Annotated in this window: 22 protein-coding genes and 1 pseudogene; 14 read left to right on the forward strand and 9 right to left on the reverse strand. The window is 73.8% G+C overall.

Annotation, left to right across the window (positions count from 1 at the left end; all coding sequences use genetic code 11):
- Positions 1-19: 19 nt before the first annotated feature.
- The 4 genes and pseudogenes from AB0J24_RS09795 to AB0J24_RS09810 form a co-directional block, all read right to left on the reverse strand.
- Entirely contained in the window at positions 20-679 is a 660-nt protein-coding gene (locus AB0J24_RS09795) for a methionine ABC transporter permease (protein ID WP_358678209.1), read from the reverse strand.
- Positions 676-1,704: a methionine ABC transporter ATP-binding protein gene (locus AB0J24_RS09800; RefSeq protein ID WP_358678212.1), complete on the reverse strand. Its 1,029-nt coding sequence runs from the start codon at positions 1,702-1,704 to the stop codon at positions 676-678. Before AB0J24_RS09800 ends, AB0J24_RS09795 begins: the two co-directional genes overlap by 4 nt.
- 11 nt (positions 1,705-1,715) lie before the next feature.
- Positions 1,716-2,603 (reverse strand): MetQ/NlpA family ABC transporter substrate-binding protein, encoded by an 888-nt coding sequence (locus AB0J24_RS09805; protein ID WP_358678215.1) that lies wholly within the window; start codon positions 2,601-2,603, stop codon positions 1,716-1,718.
- A 380-nt stretch (positions 2,604-2,983) separates the two neighbouring features.
- Positions 2,984-3,722: pseudogene (locus AB0J24_RS09810) on the reverse strand (LLM class flavin-dependent oxidoreductase); the annotation flags it as partial.
- A gap of 228 nt (positions 3,723-3,950) precedes the next feature.
- Between AB0J24_RS09810 and AB0J24_RS09815 the strand changes: the two are divergent.
- The 5 genes from AB0J24_RS09815 to AB0J24_RS09835 are packed head-to-tail and all read left to right on the forward strand — an operon-like array spanning position 3,951 to position 8,823.
- The gene (locus AB0J24_RS09815) at positions 3,951-5,018 is read left to right on the forward strand and encodes an extracellular solute-binding protein (RefSeq protein ID WP_358678218.1); all 1,068 of its coding nucleotides are present in this window, start codon (positions 3,951-3,953) and stop codon (positions 5,016-5,018) included.
- Positions 5,015-6,745, forward strand: coding sequence for an iron ABC transporter permease (locus AB0J24_RS09820; RefSeq protein WP_358678220.1), 1,731 nt, complete (start codon positions 5,015-5,017; stop codon positions 6,743-6,745). Before AB0J24_RS09815 ends, AB0J24_RS09820 begins: the two co-directional genes overlap by 4 nt.
- The gene (locus AB0J24_RS09825; protein WP_358678223.1) at positions 6,742-7,890 is read left to right on the forward strand and encodes an ABC transporter ATP-binding protein; all 1,149 of its coding nucleotides are present in this window, start codon (positions 6,742-6,744) and stop codon (positions 7,888-7,890) included. Before AB0J24_RS09820 ends, AB0J24_RS09825 begins: the two co-directional genes overlap by 4 nt.
- Positions 7,850-8,371, forward strand: coding sequence for a cob(I)yrinic acid a,c-diamide adenosyltransferase (locus tag AB0J24_RS09830; RefSeq protein WP_358678226.1), 522 nt, complete (start codon positions 7,850-7,852; stop codon positions 8,369-8,371). Before AB0J24_RS09825 ends, AB0J24_RS09830 begins: the two co-directional genes overlap by 41 nt.
- Positions 8,372-8,406: 35 nt before the next feature.
- A complete protein-coding gene (locus tag AB0J24_RS09835) occupies positions 8,407-8,823 on the forward strand; it encodes an NUDIX hydrolase (RefSeq protein WP_358678229.1) in 417 nt (138 codons plus the stop codon).
- A gap of 65 nt (positions 8,824-8,888) precedes the next feature.
- Here the strand turns inward: AB0J24_RS09835 and AB0J24_RS09840 are convergent, their stop codons facing one another.
- A complete protein-coding gene (locus tag AB0J24_RS09840; RefSeq protein WP_358678232.1) occupies positions 8,889-9,773 on the reverse strand; it encodes a LysR substrate-binding domain-containing protein in 885 nt (294 codons plus the stop codon).
- Between the two features lie 310 nt (positions 9,774-10,083).
- On the opposite strand from AB0J24_RS09840, the gene AB0J24_RS09845 reads away from it, so the two are divergent.
- The 6 genes from AB0J24_RS09845 to AB0J24_RS09870 are packed head-to-tail and all read left to right on the forward strand — an operon-like array spanning position 10,084 to position 16,454.
- Positions 10,084-10,854 (forward strand): lysophospholipase, encoded by a 771-nt coding sequence (locus tag AB0J24_RS09845; protein WP_358678235.1) that lies wholly within the window; start codon positions 10,084-10,086, stop codon positions 10,852-10,854.
- Positions 10,851-12,266 (forward strand): 2-dehydropantoate 2-reductase N-terminal domain-containing protein, encoded by a 1,416-nt coding sequence (locus tag AB0J24_RS09850; protein WP_358678237.1) that lies wholly within the window; start codon positions 10,851-10,853, stop codon positions 12,264-12,266. Before AB0J24_RS09845 ends, AB0J24_RS09850 begins: the two co-directional genes overlap by 4 nt.
- Entirely contained in the window at positions 12,244-12,675 is a 432-nt protein-coding gene (locus tag AB0J24_RS09855) for a rhodanese-like domain-containing protein (protein ID WP_358678240.1), read from the forward strand. Before AB0J24_RS09850 ends, AB0J24_RS09855 begins: the two co-directional genes overlap by 23 nt.
- Positions 12,672-14,024: an FAD-linked oxidase C-terminal domain-containing protein gene (locus AB0J24_RS09860; protein ID WP_358678243.1), complete on the forward strand. Its 1,353-nt coding sequence runs from the start codon at positions 12,672-12,674 to the stop codon at positions 14,022-14,024. The genes AB0J24_RS09855 and AB0J24_RS09860 overlap by 4 nt, the downstream gene beginning before the upstream one ends.
- 31 nt (positions 14,025-14,055) lie before the next feature.
- Complete coding sequence (locus AB0J24_RS09865) at positions 14,056-15,267, forward strand: LLM class flavin-dependent oxidoreductase (protein WP_358678246.1); 1,212 nt, start codon at positions 14,056-14,058, stop codon at positions 15,265-15,267.
- A complete protein-coding gene (locus AB0J24_RS09870; RefSeq protein ID WP_358678249.1) occupies positions 15,264-16,454 on the forward strand; it encodes an acyl-CoA dehydrogenase family protein in 1,191 nt (396 codons plus the stop codon). The genes AB0J24_RS09865 and AB0J24_RS09870 overlap by 4 nt, the downstream gene beginning before the upstream one ends.
- A 142-nt stretch (positions 16,455-16,596) precedes the next feature.
- On the opposite strand, the gene AB0J24_RS09875 is transcribed toward AB0J24_RS09870, so the two are convergent.
- The 3 genes from AB0J24_RS09875 to AB0J24_RS09885 are packed head-to-tail and all read right to left on the reverse strand — an operon-like array spanning position 16,597 to position 19,641.
- Positions 16,597-18,102 carry a tripartite tricarboxylate transporter permease gene (locus AB0J24_RS09875; RefSeq protein ID WP_358678252.1) on the reverse strand — a complete coding sequence of 502 codons (1,506 nt, stop codon included), beginning with the start codon at positions 18,100-18,102 and terminating at the stop codon, positions 16,597-16,599.
- Position 18,103: 1 nt separating this feature from the next.
- Positions 18,104-18,646, reverse strand: a complete 543-nt coding sequence (locus AB0J24_RS09880; RefSeq protein ID WP_358678255.1) for a tripartite tricarboxylate transporter TctB family protein — start codon at positions 18,644-18,646, stop codon at positions 18,104-18,106.
- Positions 18,643-19,641 carry a tripartite tricarboxylate transporter substrate-binding protein gene (locus tag AB0J24_RS09885; RefSeq protein ID WP_358678258.1) on the reverse strand — a complete coding sequence of 333 codons (999 nt, stop codon included), beginning with the start codon at positions 19,639-19,641 and terminating at the stop codon, positions 18,643-18,645. The genes AB0J24_RS09880 and AB0J24_RS09885 overlap by 4 nt, the downstream gene beginning before the upstream one ends.
- 150 nt (positions 19,642-19,791) lie before the next feature.
- Here AB0J24_RS09885 and AB0J24_RS09890 point away from each other — a divergent pair, with 150 nt between their 5' ends.
- Both AB0J24_RS09890 and AB0J24_RS09895 read left to right on the forward strand, forming a co-directional pair.
- Positions 19,792-20,205 (forward strand): universal stress protein, encoded by a 414-nt coding sequence (locus AB0J24_RS09890; protein ID WP_358678261.1) that lies wholly within the window; start codon positions 19,792-19,794, stop codon positions 20,203-20,205.
- 176 nt (positions 20,206-20,381) lie between these two features.
- Complete coding sequence (locus AB0J24_RS09895) at positions 20,382-20,873, forward strand: DNA starvation/stationary phase protection protein (protein ID WP_358678264.1); 492 nt, start codon at positions 20,382-20,384, stop codon at positions 20,871-20,873.
- 75 nt (positions 20,874-20,948) lie between these two features.
- Here the strand turns inward: AB0J24_RS09895 and AB0J24_RS09900 are convergent, their stop codons facing one another.
- Positions 20,949-21,443 carry a hypothetical protein gene (locus AB0J24_RS09900; RefSeq protein ID WP_358678266.1) on the reverse strand — a complete coding sequence of 165 codons (495 nt, stop codon included), beginning with the start codon at positions 21,441-21,443 and terminating at the stop codon, positions 20,949-20,951.
- Between the two features lie 137 nt (positions 21,444-21,580).
- Between AB0J24_RS09900 and AB0J24_RS09905 the strand changes: the two genes are divergently transcribed.
- Positions 21,581-22,816: an MFS transporter gene (locus AB0J24_RS09905; RefSeq protein WP_358678268.1), complete on the forward strand. Its 1,236-nt coding sequence runs from the start codon at positions 21,581-21,583 to the stop codon at positions 22,814-22,816.
- The last annotated feature ends 44 nt before the right edge of the window (positions 22,817-22,860 follow it).

A 22,860-nucleotide genomic window follows, 5' to 3' on the forward strand; every position in this document is an offset into this window, starting at 1 on the left:
CCCGACGCCCGGTGCGCTACTACCGGTGCAACACCCGGCGCGCGACGGTGTTCCCGAGCAGCTGCGCCAGCTGCACGATGACCACGATGACGGCGACCGTCAGCAGCGTCACCGGCCAGTTGAACTGCTGGTACCCGTACGCGATCGCGAAGTCGCCCAGGCCGCCGCCGCCGACGTAGCCCGCCATCGCCGACATGTCGACGACGGCGATGAAGGTGAAGGTGTAACCGAGCACCAGCGGGGCGAGCGCCTCGGGCACCAGCACGCTCCACACGATCCGGAAACGGCTCGCGCCCATCGCCCGGGCCGCCTCGATCACGGCCGGGTCCACCGAGACGAGGTTCTGCTCGACGATCCGGCCGATGAAGAAGGTCGCCATCGCGATCATCGGGAAGAGCACCGACCGGGTGCCGATCGTCGTGCCCATCACGAGCAGCGTCAACGGCCCGACGGCGGTGATGAAGATGATGAACGGTATCGGCCGGACCAGGTTCACCAGCACGTTCAGCACGCCGAACACGGCCCGGTTCGCGTACAGCCCGCCGGCCCGGGTGGTGTGCAGCGCGACGCCGAGCAGCAGGCCCAGCGCGCCCGCGATCAGCATCGTCCAGAACACCATGTAGACGGTCTGCAGCAGGGACAGCCAGAGCACCGGCTGCAACGTCTCCCAGTCGCTCATCCCGCCACCTCCGTGACCCGGGTGTGCCGGGACAGCTCGTCGACGACGGCCCGGACCGCGTCGTCGGCGCCGGTCAGCTCCAGGGTCAGGCTGCCGATGGGGCGTTCGGAGAGTTCCCGGATCCCGCCGTGCACGACGGTGCTGCGCACCCCGTGGTCGGCGGTCACCCGGGCCAGGACCTCCTGGGCGTGCTCGCCACCGCCCGGGCCGCCGACCGCGACCGTCACCAGGCGGCCCGGGAAGCGGGCCCGCAACCTGCCGACGGTCTCGGCCGACGGCACGTCCTGCAGGACGCCGTGCACGAACCGCGCCGTCGCGGGCTGTGCCGGCGCGGAGAACACGTCGTACACCGGTCCGTGCTCGATGACCTTCCCGGCCTCCATCACGACGACCCGGTCGCAGATCGCGGCGACCACCTCCATCTCGTGCGTGATCACGACGACGGTGGTGCCGAGCTCCCGGTTGACCCGGCGCAGCAGGGCGAGCACCTCGCGGGTCGTCTCCGGGTCGAGCGCGCTGGTGGCCTCGTCGGCGAGCAGGATCCCGGGTGAGGTGGCGAGCGCACGGGCGATGCCGACGCGCTGCTTCTGCCCGCCGGAGAGCCGGACCGGGTAGCGGCCGCCGAGATCGGCCAGACCGACGAACGCGAGCAGCTCCGCGACGCGTTCCCGGCGCGCCTCCCGGGACCAGCCCGCGACCTTCAGCGGGTAGCCGACGTTGCCGGCCACGGTGCGCGAGTTCAGCAGCGCGAACTGCTGGAAGATCATCCCGACCTCTCCGCGCAGCTCCCGCAGTCCCTTCTCCGACAGCTCCGAGGTGACCCGGCCGCGCACCGTCACCGTTCCGGAGGTCGGCAGCTCGAGCGCGTTGATCATCCGGACGAGCGTCGACTTGCCCGCCCCCGACCAGCCGATCACCCCGGTGATCCCGCCCTCGGCGATGTCGAGATCGACGTCGTCCACGGCGGTGACCCCGGGGCCGCGGCGGGCCGGGAACGTGCGGGTGGCGCCCGCGAACGAGATCACCGGGGCATCCATCAGCCGGCCCGCAGCTGCTGCTCGATGCCGGCCAGGGTCTGCTGCAGGTCCTCGGGGGTGTTGTCCCGGAACACGCCGTCCTCACCGAGGTCCTCGCGGGCCGCGTCGAGCACCTCCTGGTCGTGGTAGATCCGCACCAGGGTGGCGAGGTCCGGGTCGTCGGCCCGGTCGGCGCGGGCGACGAACAGGTTGATGTAGGGCTTCGCCGCCTCGGAGTCCGGGTCCTCCTGGTAGAGCACCTGGTCGGCGGTCAGGTTCGCCGCGGTCGCGTAGTTGTTGTTGACGATCGCGCCGTCCGCGCTCGGCAGGTTCGCCGCGGTCTGGGCTGCGTCCACCGGTGTGACGGTGACCTTCGAGGCGGCCTGGTCGACGTCGGCCGGGGTGGAGGTCGTGGTGCCGCCGTCGGTCAGGGTGAGCAGTCCGGCGGACTGCAGCACGTTCAGCGCGCGGGCCTGGTTGACGGCGTCGTTCGGGATGACGATCTGGCCGCCGTCGGGGATCTGCGCGAGGTCGGAGTGCCGGGTCGAGTACAGCGGCAGCGGGTAGACGGCGGTCGCCCCGATCGGGACGAGCGTGTCGTCGTTCTGCACGTTGTAGTTCGCGAGGTACTGGAGGTGCTGGAACTGGTTGAGGTCCAGCTGGCCCTGGGACAGCGCCGGGTTCGGCTGGTTGTAGTCGGTGAAGTTCACCAGCTCGACGGTGATGCCCTCGGCGGCCGCCTTCTCGGTGAACACGTTCCAGTAGGGCTCGGCGCCGTCGGCGACACCGATCCGGACGGTCCGGGTGTCCCCGTCGCCCTCACCGGACGGGGCGGAGCCGGGTGCCGCGCACCCGGCGGCGAGGACGGCGGCCGGGATCAGCAGTGACAGGACGCGCAACAGGCGCATCGTGGGTTCCTTTCGGCACCGTTCCGCGGACGGATCACGTCGGCGGGAACGGCGCGGCGGTGCGTCGGGGTCGGGTGCCGGGGCCGGGTCGCGGCCGGGTACCGGCGCGGCCGGTACGGATCCGGGACGGCAGCGGAAGCGGGTGCTCCGGGGACGTCACCGAGGGGACCGGGCCACCGTTGCGGTCGCACCCGGGGGAGCGGTCCGCGCCGGCGGGGCGGTCGGCACGGCCGCCCAACCTACAGCGGGGACCCGGCGGCTCCCGGTCCGGGCGACGAAGGTCACCTGCGCCGCGCGGGCCGGCCACCCGAGGTCGCGCCGTGGCCCGTCGACCGGCGACGACGTCGTCGACAGGGGCAGGTCGGGCACCGGCCGGGCGGTCACGACCGGACCGCGGGCGCGAGCAGCCCGCGGCGGCGCAGCTCCGGGAGCACTCCCTCGCCGACCCGGTAGGCCTCCTCCAGGTGCGGGTACCCGGACAGCACGAACTCCTCGATGCCGAGGTCGTGGTACTCGGCGATCCGGTCGGCGACCTCGGTGTGGCTGCCGACCAGCGCGGTGGCGGCACCACCGCGGACCAGGCCGATGCCGGCCCACAGGTTCGGCGAGATCGTCGGCGAGCGTGCGCACCCTGCCGATCTTCTCCGCCACCGCCTCGGGCGGCTCGCCCCAGGTCAGGTAGACATCGGCGTGCCGGGCCGTGACCGGTAGTGCCGCGTCCGCCGATCCTCCGAAGTAGATCGGCGGGGCCGGGTCGGGCGGCACGAACGTCGTCGCGCCCTCGATCCGGTAGTGCTCACCGGTGAAGTCGGCGGGCTCGGAGCCCCACGCCGCACGCAGCACGGTGAGGAACTCGTCGGTGCGGGCGTAGCGCTCGTCGTGCGCCGCCCAGTCGCCGAACCGCCGCTGCTCGTTCTCGTCCCCGCCGGTCACGATGTTGAGCATCAGCCGGCCGCCGGAGAGCCGCTGGTAGGTCGACGCCATCTGGGCGGCCAGCGTCGGCGAGAGCACACCGGGCCGGAACGCGACCAGGTGGCGCAGGGTGCGGGTCTCGCGCAGCAGGGTGGCGGTGGTCAGCCAGGCGTCCTCGCAGTACGTGCCGGTCGGCGTGAGCACACCGCGATCGACCGGAACGCCCTGCCCGACGCGGATGGCGATGGGAAGCGCCGCAGGTGACATCACGACATCGGGAAGGTGAACGATCACTCCGTCGCCGGCGCAGGTGAACAACAGGCTTCACCGGACCCTCCGCTCGTCGCCGTCACGACGTCGTGGGCCGCCCGTGCCGCCTGCCTAGCGTCGTCGTCGTACCGGGACCCACCCGGGTGAACCGACGAGGAGGACGCGTTGAGATCCGCCACCCGAGCGGCGACCGCGACCGTGCTGGCCACGGTCGTCGCCACCCTGACCGCGTGTGGCGGGCAGCCCGCCGCCGCCCGCGACGCCGCCGACCCATCCGAGACGCTCGCCGCGTCCTGCACGGCCGAGGACGGGCCGCTGCGGATCTACCTCAACCCGTGGGGAGCGACGCTGAGCGAGCGGTTCACCGCCGACACCGGCATCCCCACCGAGATCGCCGACCTCGGCGGCGGGGAGATCCTGGCCAGGATCGCCGCCGAGGCCAACAACCCCCAGTGGGACGTCGTCCTCCTGGACGGCCACGGCAGCCTGCAGTCCCTCGCCGACCAGGACATGCTGCTCACCGGCTGGACGTCGGAGTCCCGGGCGAACCTGACCGCCGAGGCGGACCAGATGGCCCCGGAGGACAACGCGTGGCTGCCGGTGAGCGAGCACGCCGCCGGTCTGATCGCCTACAACACCGACCTGGTGCCGGCCGAGGACGCCCCGCAGAGCTGGAGCGAGCTGTCCGGGCCGGTGGGATTCGCCGATCCGGCCGTCGCGGCACCGGCCTATCCGGTCGTCTCCTGGTTCTTCCAGGACATGGGGACCGAGGCGGCCCAGGCCTGGTTCTCCGAGCTGATCGACTCGGGAATGCGGGTGTACCCGAAGAACGGGCCGCTCGGCCAGGCGCTGGTCACCGGTGAGGTGCCGGTCGCGGCGCTGCAGGAGCAGCACGTCTACCAGCTGATGCAGGCCGGCGACCCGGTCGACATCGTCTGGCCCGAGGAGGGCGCCCTCGGTGTCGTGCGGGCGGCCGCGATCAGCGCGGACACCCCGCGGCCGTGCGCGTCGCAGAAGTTCCTCGACTGGCTCCTCACCCCGGAGACCATGACCTACCTGATGGCCGAGGGTGGCGACGACGGCGTGGTCACGCCGCTGGTCGAGGGCACCGACACGTCCTCGCTGCCGCCCGAGCGGCCCGCCGAGACCCCGCTGCTGATCACCGACGCCCGGTTCGCCGCCGACAACGAGGCGGACATCAAGGACTGGTTCGCCGACGAGCTGGCCCGGTGACCGCCCCGGTGACGGTTCCCGGACGCCGGGTCCGGCGGCCGTCACCGGCCGCGGAGGACGTGCTGGGCTGGGCGATGGTGGCGGTCCTCGTGGTGCTGGTCGGGCTTCCGCTGTTGTTCGTCCTGCTCCAGGGGGTCGCGCCGGGCCTCGGTCTGGTCCGTGGGTCGGTGTGGCGGCCGGAGCTGCTCGCCGGGATCGGTGACCGGCCGCTGTGGCGGACGGGCCTGGTCAACTCGCTGGTCCTCGCCGGGGGCGCGATGGTGCTCGGTGGTGCGTTGGGCACCGGGCTGGCCCTGCTGCGGACCGGTGTGAGCTTCCCGGGGGCCCGGCTGCTCGACGCGACCGCCTGGATCCTGCTGGTCAGCCCGTCGTTCGTGCTGGCGCAGGGCTGGGTGTTGCTGGCGTCACCGAGCGGGATCGCATCCGGGTTCGGGCAGGACTGGGTGACCGCGCTGGTGCTCTCGCCCGGCGGTCTGGTCGTGATCATGAGTCTCACCCAGTACCCGCTGGCCTACCTGGCGGTGTCGGCGGCGCTGCGGTGGGACGACCGGTCGCACCGGCACGCCGCGGCGCTGTCCGGCGCCGGGCCGTGGACCGTGTTGCGCACCGTCCGGCTGCCCCTGCTGTGGCCCGCGGTGCTGTCCGGGGCGGTGCTGGTGTTCGTCGACGTGCTCGGCGACTTCGGGCTCCCGGCGGCGCTGTCCACCGCCTATCCCTTCCCGACGCTGCCGTATGCGATCTACGCGTCGGTCCGGCAGAGCCCGGTCCGGTTCGACTCGGCCGGTGTGCTGTCGTTCTACCTGGTGGTGATCCTGATCGCCGCCATGCTGCTCTACCTGTGGGCGGTCCGGCGCGGGGCCCGCGGGGCGCTGACCGGCACGGCGTCGCGCATCGACCCCCCGCCGGCCCGCCGACCGGCCCGGTGGACGGTGCTGACCGCCGCCGTGGTGGGCCTGACACTGGTCGTCCCGCTCGGATCGTCGTTGCTGGTCTCCCTGTCGCACAACGTGTCCGGCGGACTCACCTGGTCGAACCTGACGTTCGGGCACTATCACGCGGCGTTCGCCGAGGGTGAGCTGCTGATCGGCGCCCGCAACTCGGTCCTGGTCGCCATCGCGGCCGCCGTGCTCACCACGGTGCTCGGCTTCCTGTGCGCGGTCGTGCTGACCTCGACCGGCTTCCGGGCGCGGGTGCTCGTCGACCTGGCGGGCACGGTGTCGCTGGCGGTGCCGGGGATCGTGCTGGCCGTCGGCTTCATCTTCGTCTGGAACCAGCCGGTGCTGGCCTCGGCCGGGCTCGCGCTCTACGGCAGCCCGGTGCTGCTGGTGCTGGCCGGGGTGGCGTCCGCGCTCCCGGTGTCGGTCCGGTTGCAGGTCGGGGCGCTGGCCCGGCTACCCGGCGGGTTCCTCGCCGCCGCCGCGCTGAGCGGGGCCGGGTTCGCCGCCCGGATCCGGACGGTGCTGGTCCCGCTCGCGGGCTCGGCGGTGGTGTCGGCGTTCGTCGCAGTCCTCGCGATGGGGGTGTTCGACCTCGCCACCACGACGATGCTCGCCCCGCCCGGTTTCCCGACCCTGCCGGTCGTGGTGCTGACCGAGTTCGACCGTGGCCGCTACGGCTACGCCACGGCCGGTGCGGTGTTGTCCGCCGCGCTGGTGCTGATCCTGGCGGCACTCGCCGCCCGGCAGGGACGGCGGCTGGAGGCCGCCGCCCGAGAGGAGACCCGATGAGTGGCGAACCGGTCCAGCTACGCGGTCTGGGCCGCAGCTACCCCGGTGGCGGTGGTGTCGGTGAGGTCGACGTGGCGGTGCCCGCCGGTTCGACGCTCGCGGTCCTCGGTCCGTCGGGTTGCGGCAAGTCGACACTGCTGCGCCTGGTCGCGGGACTGGAGGCGCCCGACCGCGGCGAGGTCGTCGTCGGCGACGAGGTGCTGTCCTCCCCGGGCCGGGTGGTCCCGCCCGAGCGGCGCGGGATGAACATGGTCTTCCAGGACTACGCGTTGTGGCCGCACCTGAGCGTGCGGGACAACATCGGCTACGGGCTGCGGCACGGGCGGCACCGCACGACGGCGGCGGCGCGACGGGCCCGGGTGGACGAGCTGATCGACTTCCTCGGGCTGGAGGGTCTCGGCGGGCGCCGCCCGGCGGAGATCTCCGGCGGGCAGCGCCAACGGGTGGCGATCGCCCGCGCGCTGGCCACCCGGCCCCGGCTGCTGCTGTTCGACGAACCGCTGTCCAACCTGGACGTCCAGCTGCGGGCGCACACCCGCGACGAACTGGCCGGGTTGCTCACCCAGCTCGGCACCACCGCGCTCTACGTCACCCACGACATCGTCGAGGCGCTCGCCGTCGCCGACCGGATCCTGGTGCTCCACCGCGGCCGGCCGGTCCAGTCCGGGACACCGCAGCAGGTGTTCGAACGGCCGCGGACGCCGTGGGTCGCCTCGCTGACCGGGCACACCGCCCGGCTCGTCGTCGACGGCGTGGCCCCGGCCGGCCGGGGCGTGGTGGACGGGACCCTGCCCGGCACCGGTGGCGCCCGGATCACCGGCCGCGACGGCGGCCCCGGTGACGGTGCCGGGGAGTCCGTCGCGCTGGTGCACCCGGCCGCGGTCCGGATCGATCCCGCCGGCCACCTGCCGGGGCGGGTGCTGTCCAGCGTGTTCACCGGGCGCGGTCACTCCACCCGGGTGGGGATCGGTGCCGCGGGCACCGTCACCGTCGAGCATCCGGTTAGGCTCGCCGTCGGCGACACCGTGCACCTGGACGTCGACCGGGACGGCGTCGTCGTCTTCGGTGCGCACCCGAGCGCACCCGACACGGAGGGGGTCGCGGATGGAGCCGGGCCCGGGGCCCGCACGTCGGCCCCGCGATGATCTCGTCCTGCTGTTCACCGGCGAGGGCTGGGGCAAGACGGCCGCAGCCGTGGGTTACGCGGTCCGGGCGCGCGGTGCCGGATGGCCCGCCACCGTCGTGCAGTTCCTCAAGGGTGGCGGCTGGAACGCGGCCGAGATCGCGATGGCCGATCGGCTGGGTGTCGGCTGGCCGGTGCTCACCCGCGGGCTCACCTGGGCGCACGATCCCGAACAGCTCTGCGCGCGGGCATGGGCCGCGGCCGTCGCGGCGCTTGCCGGCCGGGGTCCCGCCCTGGTCGTGCTGGACGAGATCACCCATGCGATCGACAACGGGTGGCTGGACGCCGCCGAGGTGGCGCGCGCCGTGTCCGACCGGGCCCCCGGCGTCAGCGCGGTCCTGACCGGCCGCAACACCCATCCGGAGGTCGTCGACATCGCGGACACCGTCACCCGCTTCGAGCTGGTGAAGCACGACGGGAAGCGGGGGATCCTCGCTCCCTGATCGCTACGGGCGGGCCGCACGAAGGAGTTCACGTCATGCCCGTTCCCGTGATCGCCGCCGGCGGCGTCGTACTGCGCGGCGGCGGACCCACCGGGCCCGAGGTGGTCCTGGTGCACCGTCCCCGCTACGACGACTGGTCGTTCCCGAAGGGCAAGCAGGATCCGGGAGAGACCGTCGGCGGCACCGCGTTACGGGAGGTCTGGGAGGAGACCGGCCTGCGCTGCGTGCTCCGCGACTACCTCGGGCCGCTGCGCTACGACGACGAGGCCGACCGGCCCAAGATCGCCCACTACTGGCTCATGCTGGTCACCGCCCACGATCCGTTCGTGGCCGGGCGGGAGATCGACCAGATCCGGTGGGTCGGCATCGCTGGGGCACGGGAGCTGCTGGCCCGGCCGGTGGACCGGCGGCTGCTGGACCGGGCCGCCCGGTGCCACCGGGTCCGGCCGTGACGTGCGCGCCGGGTCCGGCTGTGACGTGTGCGCCGGGTCCGGCTGTGACGTGTGCGCCGGGGCCGTCAGCCCGCACCGGGTGGTTCCGCTCCCTCGCCGACCAGCACCTGGGACAGTGCGCCGACCGCCGTCTCCAGTAGCCGCTGGTCCGATCCGGCGCGCACCCGCAGGTGCAGCCGCTCGGGCGGCACCGGCGGCAGGTCGCTGCACACCTCCAGCCCCTCGGGGGCTGCGCCGAGCCCGGCGACGAGCGCGACGCCCAGGCCGCCGCGGGCGGCGTTGAGCACCCCGGCCAGGTACGCAGCCTCCCCGACGACGGTGGCGGGCAACCCGTTGTCGGACAGGATGCGCAGCGCGCGCCGCCGGATGGTGCACGGGCTGTCGATCACCACCAGTGGGATCGGCGCGTCCACCGGACGGCGCCAGCCGGGCGCCGCGTACCAGGTCAGCGGGATGGCCCCGGCGTGCACGCTGAGCCCGGCGGGCGCGTCGGCGGGGTCGCCGATGTACATGGCGAGATCGAGGGTGCCCCGGTCGACGGCGTCGTTGAGGCGGCTAGAGCGGTCGAGCCGGAACCGGACCGCGACGCCGGGGAAGACCTCCTGCAGCCGGGCCATGACCCGGGGGAGCAGCTCGTCGGCGGCGTGCTCGGTGGATCCCAGCACCAGCGACTCGCGCGGGTCGCCGACGCCGAGCCTGCGCAGTGCGTCGTCGTGCGCGGCGAGGATGCGGCGCGCTTCCCCGATCAGCGCCTCGCCCTCGGGGGTGAACCGGCTGGCCCGGCCGTCCTTGCGGACGAGTGGCCGCCCGACCGCCTTCTCCAGCCTGCGTACGTGCTGGCTGACCGCGGACTGCGACAGCATCAGCGACTCGGCGGCCCGGTGGAAGCCGCCCTGGTCGGCGACGGCGACAATGCTGCGGAGCGCGGTGATGTCGAGGACGGCGGGCACGGCCGGACGCTACCAGCACCGATTGCGAATCGTGATCAATTGTGATGAACATTCGTCGTTGGACGGGACGGCCCCGCACAGGGTCTCCTGGTCCCCGTGGCCCGTACGACGCTCCCGACCCGAACCGGGGCCGTCGCGGGTGAGCTGACCCGGCGCCGGGTGATCGACCACGGCACCGTGTGCTCCGCGCGCTGTCCGCGTCACCGCTAGCGAGTCCCGGGTCCCGCGCCCCGCCGCCGGCCCGTTGCCGTGCCCCGGCTCCCGCCGCCCGGGCACTCCCCGAAACACGGAGCACGAGGTGAGGTCTGTCATGACTGCTGTCGGAGCGGTCCCGGTGGTCGCGTCCTGGTCGGAGCCCGAGGGCATCCGGCCGCGCGGCACCGTCGTCGTGGTGCCCGGCCGCGGCGAGCACGCCGCGGTCTACGAACGGTTCGGCCGCCGGATCGCCGCCGACGGCTACCGGGTGTGGGCGGTGTCCGACCCGGCCGTCGACGAGGAGCGGACCTGCGCGCAGGTCCGCGACCTGCTCGACCGCACGCCGTCCGACGAGCCGGGGGAGGCCGGACCGGCGCCGCGGGTGCTGGTCGGCTCGGACACCGGCGCGCTGTGGGCGGCCGGCCTCGCGGCGGAGGACGGCACCGGGATCGACGGTCTCGTCCTGGCCGGGCTGCCCGGCGCGGGCGTCGTGACCGGGCCGCCGGACTGGGACGGCGAACTCGCGCTGCGCACGTCGTGCCCGACCCACCGTGCCCGGCTCGACGGTGACGGAGCCGTTCGCCGCGGCTCGCTCGCGCGACCGGTGCCTGCGGGCTGGGCGGACCGTGCCCGGCCCGGTGCCGTCGGAGTTCCGGTACTGGGCCTGCACGGAGCAGCCGACGCGCTCAGCCCGCCCGCCGGCGTCCGGGGCTGGTACGCCGCGCTGCACCAGGCCGAGCTGGTGAGCATCACCGGCGGCGTGCACGACGCGCTCAACGACCAGACCCACCGCACCGCGGCGGCGACGGTGGTGCTGTTCCTGGAGCGGCTGCGCGGCGGCGCGGGCCCCGTCACGCACACCGAGCTGCGCGGCGGCGCGCTGTGACCCGCTACGTCGTGATCGGGGCGGGCGCGATCGGAGCGACCGTCGCTGCCGAGCTGCACCGCGCCGGGCGCGAGGTGGTCCTGGTCGCCCGCGGCGCCCAGCTCGCGGCGCTGGCCGGAGGTCTGCGGTACCTGCGACCGGAGGCGGAGCACCGGATCGCGCTGCCGGTCGCCGCCGCATCCGAGGTGTCGCTGCGTACCGACGACATCCTGGTCCTGGCGACCAAGACCCAGGACGCGGACGCCGCGCTCGCCGACTGGGCAACCCGCCCGGTACCGGACCCGGAGGGCCGGACCGCGGCCGAGGTGCTCCCGGTGGTGACCCTGCAGAACGGTCTGGACACCGAACGGGCCGCGCTGCGCCGGTTCACGACGGTGTACGGCGCCGTGATCGCCTCCCCGGCGGGCTACCTGACCCCCGGCGAGGTCGAGTCGCCCGGCGCGCCGTCGGCCGGGCTGGTCTGGATCGGGCGTCACCCGGGCGGTGTCGCGGACGCCCGGCTCACCGAGATCGCCGCCGACCTCACCGCCGCCCGCCATCCCACCCAGGTCGTCGACGACGTGGCCCGCTGGAAGGCGGGCAAGCTGCTGATGATCATCGGCAACGCCCTCGACGCGCTGTACCCGCCGGGCCGGGCGCGCGACCGGGCCGCCGCGGCGTTGCGTGCGGAGGCCGTCGCGGTCTACCGGACGGCCGGGGTGGACGCCGCGGACCTCGCGGCGGAATCCACACTGGACCGCTCGTCGCTGGTCACCCGGCCGCTGCCGGGCCGGCCGCCGTCGAGACGGTCCACCTGGCAGAGCCTGCGCCGCGGGGTGCCGCCGGAGACCGACTTCCTGAACGGCGAGATCGTGCTGCTCGCCGCGCTGCACGGCACGACGGCGCCGCGGAACGCCGCGATCCGTGACCGGGTGCGCCGCGCCGTCGCCGCCGGCGTCCCGGCCGGCGGGCTCGACGAGGCGGACCTGACGGCCACGCTGCCCGACACCGGCGTACTGGTCGATCCCGCGGCGCTCGCCGCCGAGCTGGCCGGGCCGACACCGCCGGTGCTGCTCGACGTCCGGTGGGCGCTCGGCGACCCGCACGGCCGGGAGCAGCACCGGGCCGCGCACCTGCCCGGCGCCGTCTACGTCGATCTCGAGTCCGAGCTGGCCGGGCACACCGGCGACCCGCTCGACGGCAGGCATCCACTGCCCGATCCGGCCGATCTGCAGGCCGCGGCCCGGCGCTGGGGGGTGCGCGCGGACCGGCCGGTGGTGGTCCACGACGCGTCCGGCGGTCTCGCCGCGGGGCGCGCCTGGTGGCTGCTGCGCTGGGGCGGACACGACGACGTCCGGCTGCTCGACGGCGGCCTGGCAGGAGGCCGGGTTCGACGTGCGGTCGGGCGAGGTGCCGGAACCGGAACCGGGTGACGTGGTGCTCGACGGCGGCCGGCTGCCGGCACTCGACGCCGACGGCGCGGCGACGCTCGCCGGGTCCGGGGTGCTGCTCGACGCCCGCGCCGGGGAGCGCTACCGCGGCGAGGCCGAACCCGTCGATCCCCGGGCCGGGCACATCCCGGGCGCGATCAGCGCACCGACCGGGGACAACCTCGGCCCGGACGGCCGGTTCCGGCCGCTGCCCGAGCTGCGGGAGCGGTTCGCGGCGCTCGGCGTGGACGGCAAGGAGGTCGGGGTGTACTGCGGCTCCGGGGTGACCGCCGCACACCAGGTCGCCGCGCTGGCCGCGATCGGCGTGTCCGCGGCGCTCTACCCGGGCTCCTGGTCGGCCTGGTCGAACGACCCGGACCGCCCGGCCGCCACCGGGCCGGAGCCCTCGTGACCGGCACCCTCACCGCGCCCGCCGCACTGCCCGGTTGGACCACCGATCCGGCCGCCCGCGCCGCGGCCCGGCTCGACCGGTCCGGTTTCGATCCCGGCTCGGACCCGGATGCCGTCGTCGTCGCCGGATCGGTGGACGAGGTCGCCGCGGTGCTGGCGCACGCGAACGCCACCGGCACCCCGGTCGTCGTCCGCGGCGCGGGCAGCGGGCTCTCCGGCGGTGCGGTCGCCGGGGCGGGCAGCATCGTGCTCGACCTGAGCGGGCTGGACCGGATCGTCGAGATCTCGCCGGCCGACGAGTACGCCGTCGTCGAGGCGGGCGTGATCACCGCCGACCTCGACGCCGCCGCCGCGCACGGCCTGCGCTACGCCCCCGACCCGGCCAGCCTGGCGATCTCCACGATCGGCGGGAACATCGCCACCAACGCGGGGGGCCTGCGCTGCGCCAAGTACGGCGTCACCCGGGACTCGGTGCTCGGCCTGGACGTGGTGCTCGCCGACGGTCGCCGGATCGCCACCGGCCGGCGCACCGTGAAGGGCGTCACCGGGTACGACCTGACCGGCCTGTTCGTCGGCTCCGAGGGCACCCTCGGGGTGATCGTGGGGGCGACCCTGCGGCTGCGCCCGGCGCCGGTGGCCACGGCCACCCTGGCGGCCTGGTTCGACGGGATCGAACCGGCCGCGGCGGCCGCCGCCGCGATCACCGCGGCCCGATTGCAGCCCTCGGTGGCCGAGCTGCTCGACAGTGCCTGCCTGACCGCGATCGCCGACGCCGGTGGGCCCGCCCCGCGCGGCGGTGCGTTCCTGCTGGTGCAGACCGACGGCTTCGGCGCCGACGCCGAGATCGACGCCGTCCGGGCGGTGGTGGAGCCGTTCGCCGGCTCGGGCTCGGGCTCGGTCGAGGTGGCCGCCGACCCGACCGGCGCGGAGGAGCTGCTCGTCACCCGCCGGGCCGGGCTGCCCGCGCTGGAACGCCTCGGCCGGGTGCTGGTCGAGGACGTCGCCGTCCCCCGGTCCCGGCTCGCCGAGGCGGTCGGTGAGATCGCGGCGATCTCCGACCGCAGTGGGATCCGGATCGCGACGATGGCGCACGCCGGCGACGGCAACCTGCACCCGATCCTCGTCCTCGAACCCGGTCGGGAGCTCGACGAGCAGGTCTGGGCGTGCGCGGGCGAGGTGTTCACGACCGCGCTGCGCCTGGGCGGGACCCTCACCGGCGAGCACGGCGTCGGCCTGCTCAAGCGCCGCTGGCTGCGCGACGAGCTGGGCGACGACGTCGTCGACCTGCAACAGCAGCTGCGCGCGGTGTTCGACCCGCGCGGCGTGCTCAATCCCGGCAAGGCGATCTGACCGGCTGCGCCCGACCACCCCTGGAGACACCGTGACAACCGACAGCCTGCCCACCGATGCCGTGCCGCCGACCGCGGCCCGCACCGTCGAGTTCATCTCGCTCTCGCACCTCAACCCGTCCACCGAGCTGGCGCCCAGGCCGACCCGCGGCATCGACCTGGCCTATTTCCGCCGCTACGTCCACACCCTGGAGGAGTCCGGCTACGACTACACGCTCCTGCCCTACGGCTCGTCGTCGGCGGACTCGTTCGTCGTCGCCTCCGCCGTCGGGCAGCTCACCGAGCGGCTCCGGCCGATCGTCGCGGTCCGGCCGAACACCGCGCACCCGCTGGTCGTCGCCCAGCAGCTGGCCACCCTCGACCAGCTCACCGAGGGGCGCGCCGTCGTCCACCTGATCTCCGGGGGCAACGACGCCGAGCAGGCCCGCCAGGGCGACTACCTGCCCAAGGCACGCCGCTACGCCCGCACCGCCGAGTTCGTCGAGCTGCTGCGCCGGGCCTGGTCGGAGACCGAACCGTTCTCCCACGACGGTGAGTTCTACCGGTTCGACGACTTCGGCCCCGGCTTCCGGCCCCACGGCGACACCATCCCGATCTCCATCGGCGGCCAGTCCGACGAGGCGTTCGAGATCGGTGGTCGGCAGGCCGACGTGTTCAGCTTCTGGGGCGAACCGCTCACCGAGATCCGGGCCCAGATCCAGCGGGTGCACGACATCGCCGACGCCGTCGGCCGCCCCCGGCCGCGGATCTGGGTGACCTTCCGCCCGATCATCGACCGCACCGACGAGCTGGCCTGGCGCAAGGCCTACGACTACGCGGAGAAGATCGGTGCCACCTTCGAGCGCGGGGCGTTCCGCGCCAACCTGCCGAAGGGGGCGCCGCAGAACGTCGGCTCCCAGCGGGCGCTGGCGTTCGCCGCCCGGGCCGAGGTGTACGACCGTGCACTGTGGACCCGGACGGCGGCGGTGACCAACGGCGGCGGGGCCGCGACCGCGCTCGTCGGCACCTCGGAGACGGTCGCCGCCGCCATCGTCGACTACGTCGACGTGGGTGCCGACCTGGTCTCGATCCGCGGTTACGACACCCTCGCCGACGCCGCCGACTACGGTCGCCACGTGCTGCCACTGGTCCGCCAGGAGCTGGCGCACCGGGCCGCGACCGGCCGTCGCGGCACCCTGCAGGCCGAGCACCCGGGCGCGCTCGCACCCGGGTTCGACGCCGACGCACTGGCCGGTGCCCGATGACGGCGCTGGACGAGCGGATCACGACCCTCCCCGCCCCGGACCTGTCCGAGGAGGGCCTCGCCGCCGTCACCGCCGAGCTGGCGGCGACGGCGGAACGCTACGACCGCAGCGGGGAGATCCCGGTCGCCGGGATCGAGGCCGTGCACCGCGCCGGGCTGCTCACCGCGACCGTCGCCGAGCGGTTCGGCGGGCCGGGCGCGTCCGCGCGGGACACCGCCCGGATCCTGGTCGCCCTGGGCGAGGGTGACCCGTCGGTCGCGCTGCTCGCGGCGAACACCCTCGCCACCCACCAGGGTCAGGCCACGGCCGGGAGCTGGCCCGCGGCCCGATACACCGAGGTGCTGCGCCGCTCGGCCCGCGAGCCGACCCTGGTCAACGCGGTCCGGGCCGAACCGGAGCTGGGCGCCCCGGCCCGTGGTGGGCTCCCCGCGACCGTCGCCCGGCGCACCGGCGACGGCTGGGTGCTGTCCGGCCGCAAGTCCTACGCGACCGGCGGGACGGCGCTGGCCTACCACGTCGTGTGGGCCACTGCCGACGAACCGGACGGCGATCCGGAGGCGCCCCGGGTCGGGCATCTGATCGTGCCCGCGGACCTGCCGGGGATCAGCTGGGTCGACACCTGGGACCACCTGGGGCTGCGCGCGTCGAACACGCACGACGTCGTGCACGACGAGGTGGCGCTGCCCGCCGACGCGTTCGTCGAGATTCCGCGCGGCGCCGACGGTGTCTACCGGGACCCGGCCGCCGTCGCCGGTCCGGCGAGCTTCGGCCATCCCGCGCTGTACGTGGGCGTCGCCCGGGCGGCCCGGGCCGCGTTCGTCCGCTACGCCCGCGAGCGGGTCCCGGCCGCGCTCGGGCGGCCGATCGCCGAGACCGACCGGATCCGCACCGTCGCCGGGGAGATCGACGCGCTCGTCGCGCAGGCCGAGACGCTGCTGTTCGGTGCGCTGCTGCGGATCGAGTCCGGCGACACCACGCACTTTCCGCAGCTGTCGGTGCTGAAGGTGCAGATCGCCCGTTCGGTGGTCGCGGCGGTGGAGACCGCGGTGGCCGCGCTGGGGAACCCGGGGCTCAGCCGGCACCAGCCTTTCGAACGGCACCTGCGCGACGTCCTGTGCGTCCGGGTGCACCCACCGCAGGCGGACGCCGCGCTGCTCGACACCGGCCGGCGGTTGCTGGGCACGTGATCACCCGCGCCACCGGTTCGCGCGTCACGCATGCCACGAGCGGATCTTCCGTGGGGAGGAGCCGTGGAAGATCCGCTCGTGGGGGAAGGGGCGGGCTGCACCCCGTGGGGAGCGCAGGGTGTCGCCCACCCCGGGCCGGAGGTCAGACGTCGGCAGCTCGCTTCTCGGCGAACCGGCGCCACGCCGTCCACACCAGACCGGCGATCAGCAGCAGGTAGAGCACGATCGTGATCGGGCTCGACACCAGCACCGCCGGGTCGTTGTCGGAGTTGCCCATCGCGTCCCGCAGCGAGTACTCGGCGAGCGGACCGAGGATCACCGCGATCAGGACGGGCGCGATCGGGATGTCGTAGAGCCGCATCACGAGCCCGAGCACCCCGAGCACCAACATGATCACCAGGTCCACGGTGCTCGCGCCGGCCGCGTACACACCGAACGCGGCGAACACCGCGATGCCCGCGTACAGGTGGGACTTCGGCACCCGCAGCAGCTGCGCCCACAGCGGGGCGAACGGCAGGTTCAGGATCAGCAGCACGACCATCGCGAGGAAGAACCCGGCGAGCAGCGCCCAGACGATCTCACCGGAGCGTTCCAGCAGCAGCGGCCCCGGTTGCAGACCGTACTGCTGGAACGCGGCGAGCAGGATCGCCGCCGTCGCGGAGGTGGGAAGGCCCAGCGCGAGCAGCGCGCCCATCGCGGTGCCGGCGGTGGCGTTCCCGGCCGCCTCCGGGGCGGCGACGCCCTCGATGGCCCCCTTGCCGAACGTCGGCTCCGGCTTGCGCCGGTCGAGGCGCCGCTCGGTGCCGTAGGCGAGGAACGTGGGCACCTCGGCGCCGCCGGCCGGGATGACACCGAACGGGACGCCGATCGCGGTGCCGCGCAGCCAGGCGGGCAGGGCCTGCCGGAACTCGCCCTTCGACAACCACCATCGACCGGTCGGCATGACAGCCTGCTGGTCGTCGGCGCGCCCGACCTTCGCGGCCTGACTGAACACCTCGCCCAGCGCGAGCAGCGACACCGTGATCACGACGATCGAGATGCCGTCGAGCAACGGGGAGAAGCCGAAGGAGAACCGCGGGCTGCCCGACGGCTGGTCGATACCGATCAGCGCCAGCGTCAGGCCGATCGCGAGTGCCGCGATGCCGCGGAGCGCGGAGTCGGCGACGACCGCGGAGATCGCGATGAAGGCGAACACGGCGAGAGCGAGGAACTCGGCCGGGCCGAATCCGGTGGCGAGTCCGGCGAGGGTCGGGGCGAAGAACACGACCAGCGTGGAGGCGACCATGCCACCGATGAAGGCGCCGATGGCGCCGGTGGCGAGGGCCTGTGCGGCTTTACCGCGCAGCGCCATGCGGTGGCCCTCGAAGGTGCTGGCGATCGCCGTGGAGTTGCCGGGGGTGTTCATGAGGAAGCCGGCGATGGAATCGCCGAACAGTCCGCCGAAGTAGATCCCGGTGAACATGATCAGCGCGCTGGTCGGTTCCAGGACGAACGTCAGCGGCAGCAGCAGGGCGACCGCCATGGCCGATCCGAGACCGGGCAGAACACCGACCGCGGTACCCATCAGCGCGCCCAGGAACACGAACAGCAGCGCCGATGGGCTCATGATGTCGGCGAATCCGCCGAGCAGGTTGGACAGCTGTTCCATCTCAGAAACCCCCGACGAATCCGGCGGGCAGGGAGATGCCCAGCAGGCCGCTGAACACGACCTGGATCGCCGCGGAGATCGCCAGCCCGCCCAGGACGATGCCCGGCCATCGCCGGTTGCCCAGCGCGTAGGCGACGGTGATGAACAGGGCGGTCGCCGAGAGGATCCAGCCCAGGAACGGCAGCACGACGATGAAGCCGGCCACACCACCGATCGCGGTGAGCACGGCCGGACCGTTGACGCCCTCGGCCGCGGCCGGCTCGGCCCCGTCGGTCCCCTCGGCCCGGTCAGGGCCGACGGCGTCCGCCCCGGTGGTGGGACGGTCGTACTCCGCATGCGGTCGGAGGATGTCGAATGCCAGCAGTGCGGCGATGACGAAGCTCAGCACGGCGACGATCCAGGGCATCGTCGTCGGGCCGAACAGGCCGCCGCCACCGACGACCTCCATCGTCATGGTGCCGTAGACGAGGAAGACACCCAGCGCGGCGAGGATGGCCGGGACGACGAGCGCGCCCCTCGAGAGATGTGCAGGACGGCGGCTCATGCCAATCCCAGCTCCTTCAGAAGATCGTCGATGCGGCTCTGCTCGGAGACGAGGAACTTCTCGAAGTCCTCGCCGTAGATCTCGCTGCGCACCCACCGGTTGCGCTCGACCGCTTCCGACCACGACTCGGTGGCCACCATCTCGCGGGTGATCGCCTCCAGTTCGGCCCGCTCCTCGGGGGTGATCCCGGCCGGCGCGACCAGGCCACGCCAGTTCACGAGGTCCACCTCGCCGAAGCCGAGCTCCTCCATGGTGGGGGCGTCGACCCCGGCCAGTCGTTCCGGTGAGACGACCGCCAGCACCCGCAGCTGGCCGGACTCGACCAGGTCGCGGAAGTCGTTGTAACCGGAGACCCCGACGCCGACCGTGCCCGCGGCGGTGGAGAGCAGGCTGAGTGTGAGCTCGCCGCCACCGGGGTGCGGGGTGTAGACCATGTTCTCCACCGGGATCCCACGCGCCTGCGCGAGCTGGGCGGCGACCATGTGGTCGATGCCGCCAGCGGACCCTCCGCCGATGGGCAGCGTGGCCGGATCGGCCTCCCACGCGACGAGCATCTCCTCGAGGGTGGTGTACGGCGAGTCCGCCGGTACGACGACGACCTCGAAGTCCTCGGCGAGACGGGCGATCGGCGTGGTGTCCGCCAGGCTCAGCGGGCTGCTGGACTGGCTGATGCCGCCGAGCATCACGGTTCCGGTGACCATCATCGTGGTCTCCTCGCCCGCGAGCCCGGCCAGTTGGTTCAGTCCGATCGTGCCGCCCGCACCGGGGATGTTGACCACCTGGACGGTGTTCACGATGTTCCCGGTACGCATGGCCTGCTGGGACTCGCGGGCGACGAGATCCCAGCCACCGCCCGCGGCTGCAGGGGCGATCATGGTGAGGTTGGAGCGTGCCGCCTGACCCTCCCCGGACCGGGCGGCGTCGGCGAAAGCGGCCACCGCGAGCGCGGCGACGACTACGATTCCCAGGGCTGCGATGACCTGCCGTCGTGGCATGGCGGAAACGGTAATCACAGGTGGAGCCGGTTACCAATGTCCGGCTTCGATAACTCTATGTCCGATGCGAACACAACGAACTTTTCCCGGTTTCGGTCCATTCCGTGACTAGGGTCGGCGCCGTCCGCACGCGCTTGATGGGGAGCGACCATGACGATCTGTGTGGCCTACGGCCCGACGCCCGAGGGGACCGCCGCGCTCGACCTCGCGGTCCGCGAGTCCCGGCTGCGGGGTGCGAGGCTGGTCGCGCTCGCGACCGAGCACCAGGAGCGGTTCGAACACGACACCGAACCCGACGACGGCGGGCCGCTGCGGGACCGGGTCGAGACCCGGCTCGCCGCGCTGCGTGCCGACGGGGATCCCGAGACCGACGTCCGGGTGATCGACGACGGCGGCGACCCGGCCGAGGCGATCCTGGACCTCGCCGCGGAGTCGGGGGCGGCCCTGCTCGTCATCGGGGTCCGGCGGCGCAGCCCGGTCGGGAAGCTGCTCACCGGCAGTGTCGCGCAGCGCATCATCCTCGACTCGCCGGTGCCGGTGCTGATCACGCACGCCGCCCGGTAGGTCGGCCTTTTCGCAGGTCAGGCATACCTCACCGGTTGTCTGTCCGGTCACGGAACCGCATGCGGGCCGACGGTTCGGGGCATACCGGTAGCGAGGCCGGCGTTGTACCCGGTGAAGGCGGGGGACCCCCGCCGGCACTCGTATCCCGGACCGACGCGAAAGGAGCCGTGCGAACCATGGCAACCCCGATCACGAGCCCGCTCGACGACGGTGCACGCGACATCACCGGTCGCGTGCTGCAGGAGACACTGGTCGATCTGATCGATCTGTCCCTGGTCGCCAAGCAGGCACACTGGAACCTGGTCGGCCGGCAGTTCCGCGACATCCACCTGCACCTCGACGAGCTCGTCGACCTGGCCCGCGAGCACAGCGACAACGTCGCCGAGCGCTCCGCGGCCATCGGTGTCGCGCCGGACGGCCGGGTGCGGACCGTCGGTCGTGACACCGGACTCCCGGAGTTCCCGGAGGGCTACGTGTCCGACGCCGACACCGTGCTGACCGTCTCGGCGACCGTCGACGTCGCCGTGGACCGGCTCCGCCCGCGCATCGAGCAGGTCGCCAAGACCGACCCGCTCACCGAGGACCTGCTCATCGAGCTGGGTCGTGCGCTGGAGGAGGCCCGCTGGATGTGGCAGGCGCAGGCAGCCGGATACCGCGGCGAGGCGTGAGCCGAACACCGGCCCCGGGCGCCGACACGGCGCCCGGGGCCGGTCGCGGTCCGCGACGGCCCGGCCGGGGACTGCTCAGCGGGCGGTCGCGGCGGTGGCGGCCGCGGCGCTGGCCCGCCAGATCGCCATCGCCGACCAGAGCACGAACACCTGGACCGGCAACGCCAGCGCGGCGGGGAGCTGCGCGGCGTATGACGGGCGCAGCGCTCCGGTCCGCCAGACCTGCCCGGCCTCGTTCGCCGCGTCCGCCGTGGTGAGCAGCGTGAACCGGCGCCCGATCCCGGCCCCGGCGAGCCGGTAGCTCAGGTCGCCGACCTCGATGTTCCAGTGCGGTAACGACAGCGGGCCGTAGGGATGGTCGACGGTACGCAGGATGTACGCGCGGATGTCGCCCTCCAGGGCGAACCGGGCGATCCCCTCCGAACGCAGCGCGTACGGGTGGCCGTCGATCACCAGGTCGCGGTGCGGCTGCCAGCTCCGGGCGGTCCAACCGGTCACCGGACGCCCGTCCTGGGTGATCTCGTAGCGGACGCTGAACAGCCCCACCCGGGCCGGCGATGCACGCAGCACCCGCTCAGCCTGCCACCAGCCACGCCGTTCCGGCAGGATCGTTGTGACGCGCAGCCGGCCGGGAATGCCGCACGGTCGCATGTCGTTGGCACTGCTCAGTCACGTCGGAGCAACGCCGACGAACCCGAGGAGGGGTCGTGCACCGGTTCCGCCTGCCGCCGCCGGTCGCCTTCGCCGTCGTCGCGGCGACGTTCCTGTGGTTCCTGGCCGCGTCGTCTGCTCCGTCCCCGCTCTACGTCGTCTACCAGGAGCGGTTCGCGTTCACCGAGTTCACGCTGACCGCGGTATTCGCGGTCTACGTCCTCGCGCTGATCGCGGCGCTCCTCGTCGTCGGTGCGCTGTCCGACCACGTCGGCCGCCGTCCGGTGCTGCTCGCGGCGATCGCGACGGAGATCGTCGCACTGGTGTTGTTCCTGTTCGCCGCCGACGTCGGCTGGCTGCTGGCGGCCCGGATCGTGCAGGGGGTCGCGACCGGTGCGGCGACGGCGACGCTGCCAGCAGCCCTGGTCGATCTCGCGCCGAAACCCGAGCGGGCCGGTCTGGTCAACGGTGCCGCGCCGCTCACCGGGCTCGGGCTGGGTGGTCTCGCCACCGGTGCCCTCGTCGAGTTCGCACCCGCCCCGACCCGGCTGGTGTGGGCGCTGCTGCTCGGCGGCCTGCTGGTCGCGATGTTGTTGATCGCGCTCGTCCCGGAGACGATCACCCGCCGGCCCGGCGCGATCGCCTCGCTGCGCCCCCGCCTCGCCGTGCCGAGACGGATCCGCCCGGGGTTCGGTGCGGTCGTCCCGACACTGGTGGCGAGCTGGGCGCTGGGTGGGCTGTACCTGTCGCTGGGCCCGTCGGTGGTGGCCGGCCCGTTCGGGGTGCGCAACCATCTCGTCGGGGGTCTGGTGGTGGCGGCACTGTGCCTGACCGGTGCCGCGAGCGCGGTCGCCCTGCGGGGCCGGGACCCGGCCCGGGTGCTGGCACCGGCCGCTGCGCTGCTCGGGCTCGGCACGACGGTCACCCTGGCCGGAACGGTTGCCGGGCTGCTTCCGGTGGCCACCGTCGGGACGCTCGTGGCGGGTGTCGGGTTCGGGTCGGCCGCCTACGCGACCTTCGGGGCCCTGTCCGCGCTGGCCGCCCCGCACGAGCGCGGTGAACTGTTCGCCGCCACCTACACCCTCGCCTACCTGGCGTTCAGCGTGCCCGCGATGGTCGCCGGCGTCGCAGCGACGACGGTCGGGCTGCGCTCGACGGTGATCTTCTACGGAGCTGTCGTCGTCGTGCTGGCGGCCGTTGCCACCGTGCTGGCCCGGCGCATCCCCGCACCCGCGAGCGGAGAGCGGGTGCCGGGCCCGGGGGCGCCGGTAGAGGTGCCGGGGAACGTCTGACCGTCGGCGGCGGGTGCAGCAGGGCCCGCCGTGGGTCGCCCGGT

This window comes from Pseudonocardia sp. NPDC049635, from assembly GCF_040659795.1.
Lineage (GTDB): Bacteria > Actinomycetota > Actinomycetes > Mycobacteriales > Pseudonocardiaceae > Pseudonocardia.

Coding starts and splice junctions, on each gene's coding strand:
- AB0J24_RS09795 (WP_358678209.1), bottom strand. CDS start 679: ATGAGCGACTGGGAGACGTTGCAGCCGGTGCTCTGGCTGTCCCTGCTG.
- AB0J24_RS09805 (WP_358678215.1), bottom strand. CDS start 2,603: ATGCGCCTGTTGCGCGTCCTGTCACTGCTGATCCCGGCCGCCGTCCTC.
- AB0J24_RS09825 (WP_358678223.1), top strand. CDS start 6,742: ATGAGTGGCGAACCGGTCCAGCTACGCGGTCTGGGCCGCAGCTACCCC.
- AB0J24_RS09830 (WP_358678226.1), top strand. CDS start 7,850: ATGGAGCCGGGCCCGGGGCCCGCACGTCGGCCCCGCGATGATCTCGTC.
- AB0J24_RS09835 (WP_358678229.1), top strand. CDS start 8,407: ATGCCCGTTCCCGTGATCGCCGCCGGCGGCGTCGTACTGCGCGGCGGC.
- AB0J24_RS09845 (WP_358678235.1), top strand. CDS start 10,084: ATGACTGCTGTCGGAGCGGTCCCGGTGGTCGCGTCCTGGTCGGAGCCC.
- AB0J24_RS09870 (WP_358678249.1), top strand. CDS start 15,264: ATGACGGCGCTGGACGAGCGGATCACGACCCTCCCCGCCCCGGACCTG.
- AB0J24_RS09875 (WP_358678252.1), bottom strand. CDS start 18,102: ATGGAACAGCTGTCCAACCTGCTCGGCGGATTCGCCGACATCATGAGC.
- AB0J24_RS09880 (WP_358678255.1), bottom strand. CDS start 18,646: ATGAGCCGCCGTCCTGCACATCTCTCGAGGGGCGCGCTCGTCGTCCCG.
- AB0J24_RS09885 (WP_358678258.1), bottom strand. CDS start 19,641: ATGCCACGACGGCAGGTCATCGCAGCCCTGGGAATCGTAGTCGTCGCC.
- AB0J24_RS09890 (WP_358678261.1), top strand. CDS start 19,792: ATGACGATCTGTGTGGCCTACGGCCCGACGCCCGAGGGGACCGCCGCG.
- AB0J24_RS09895 (WP_358678264.1), top strand. CDS start 20,382: ATGGCAACCCCGATCACGAGCCCGCTCGACGACGGTGCACGCGACATC.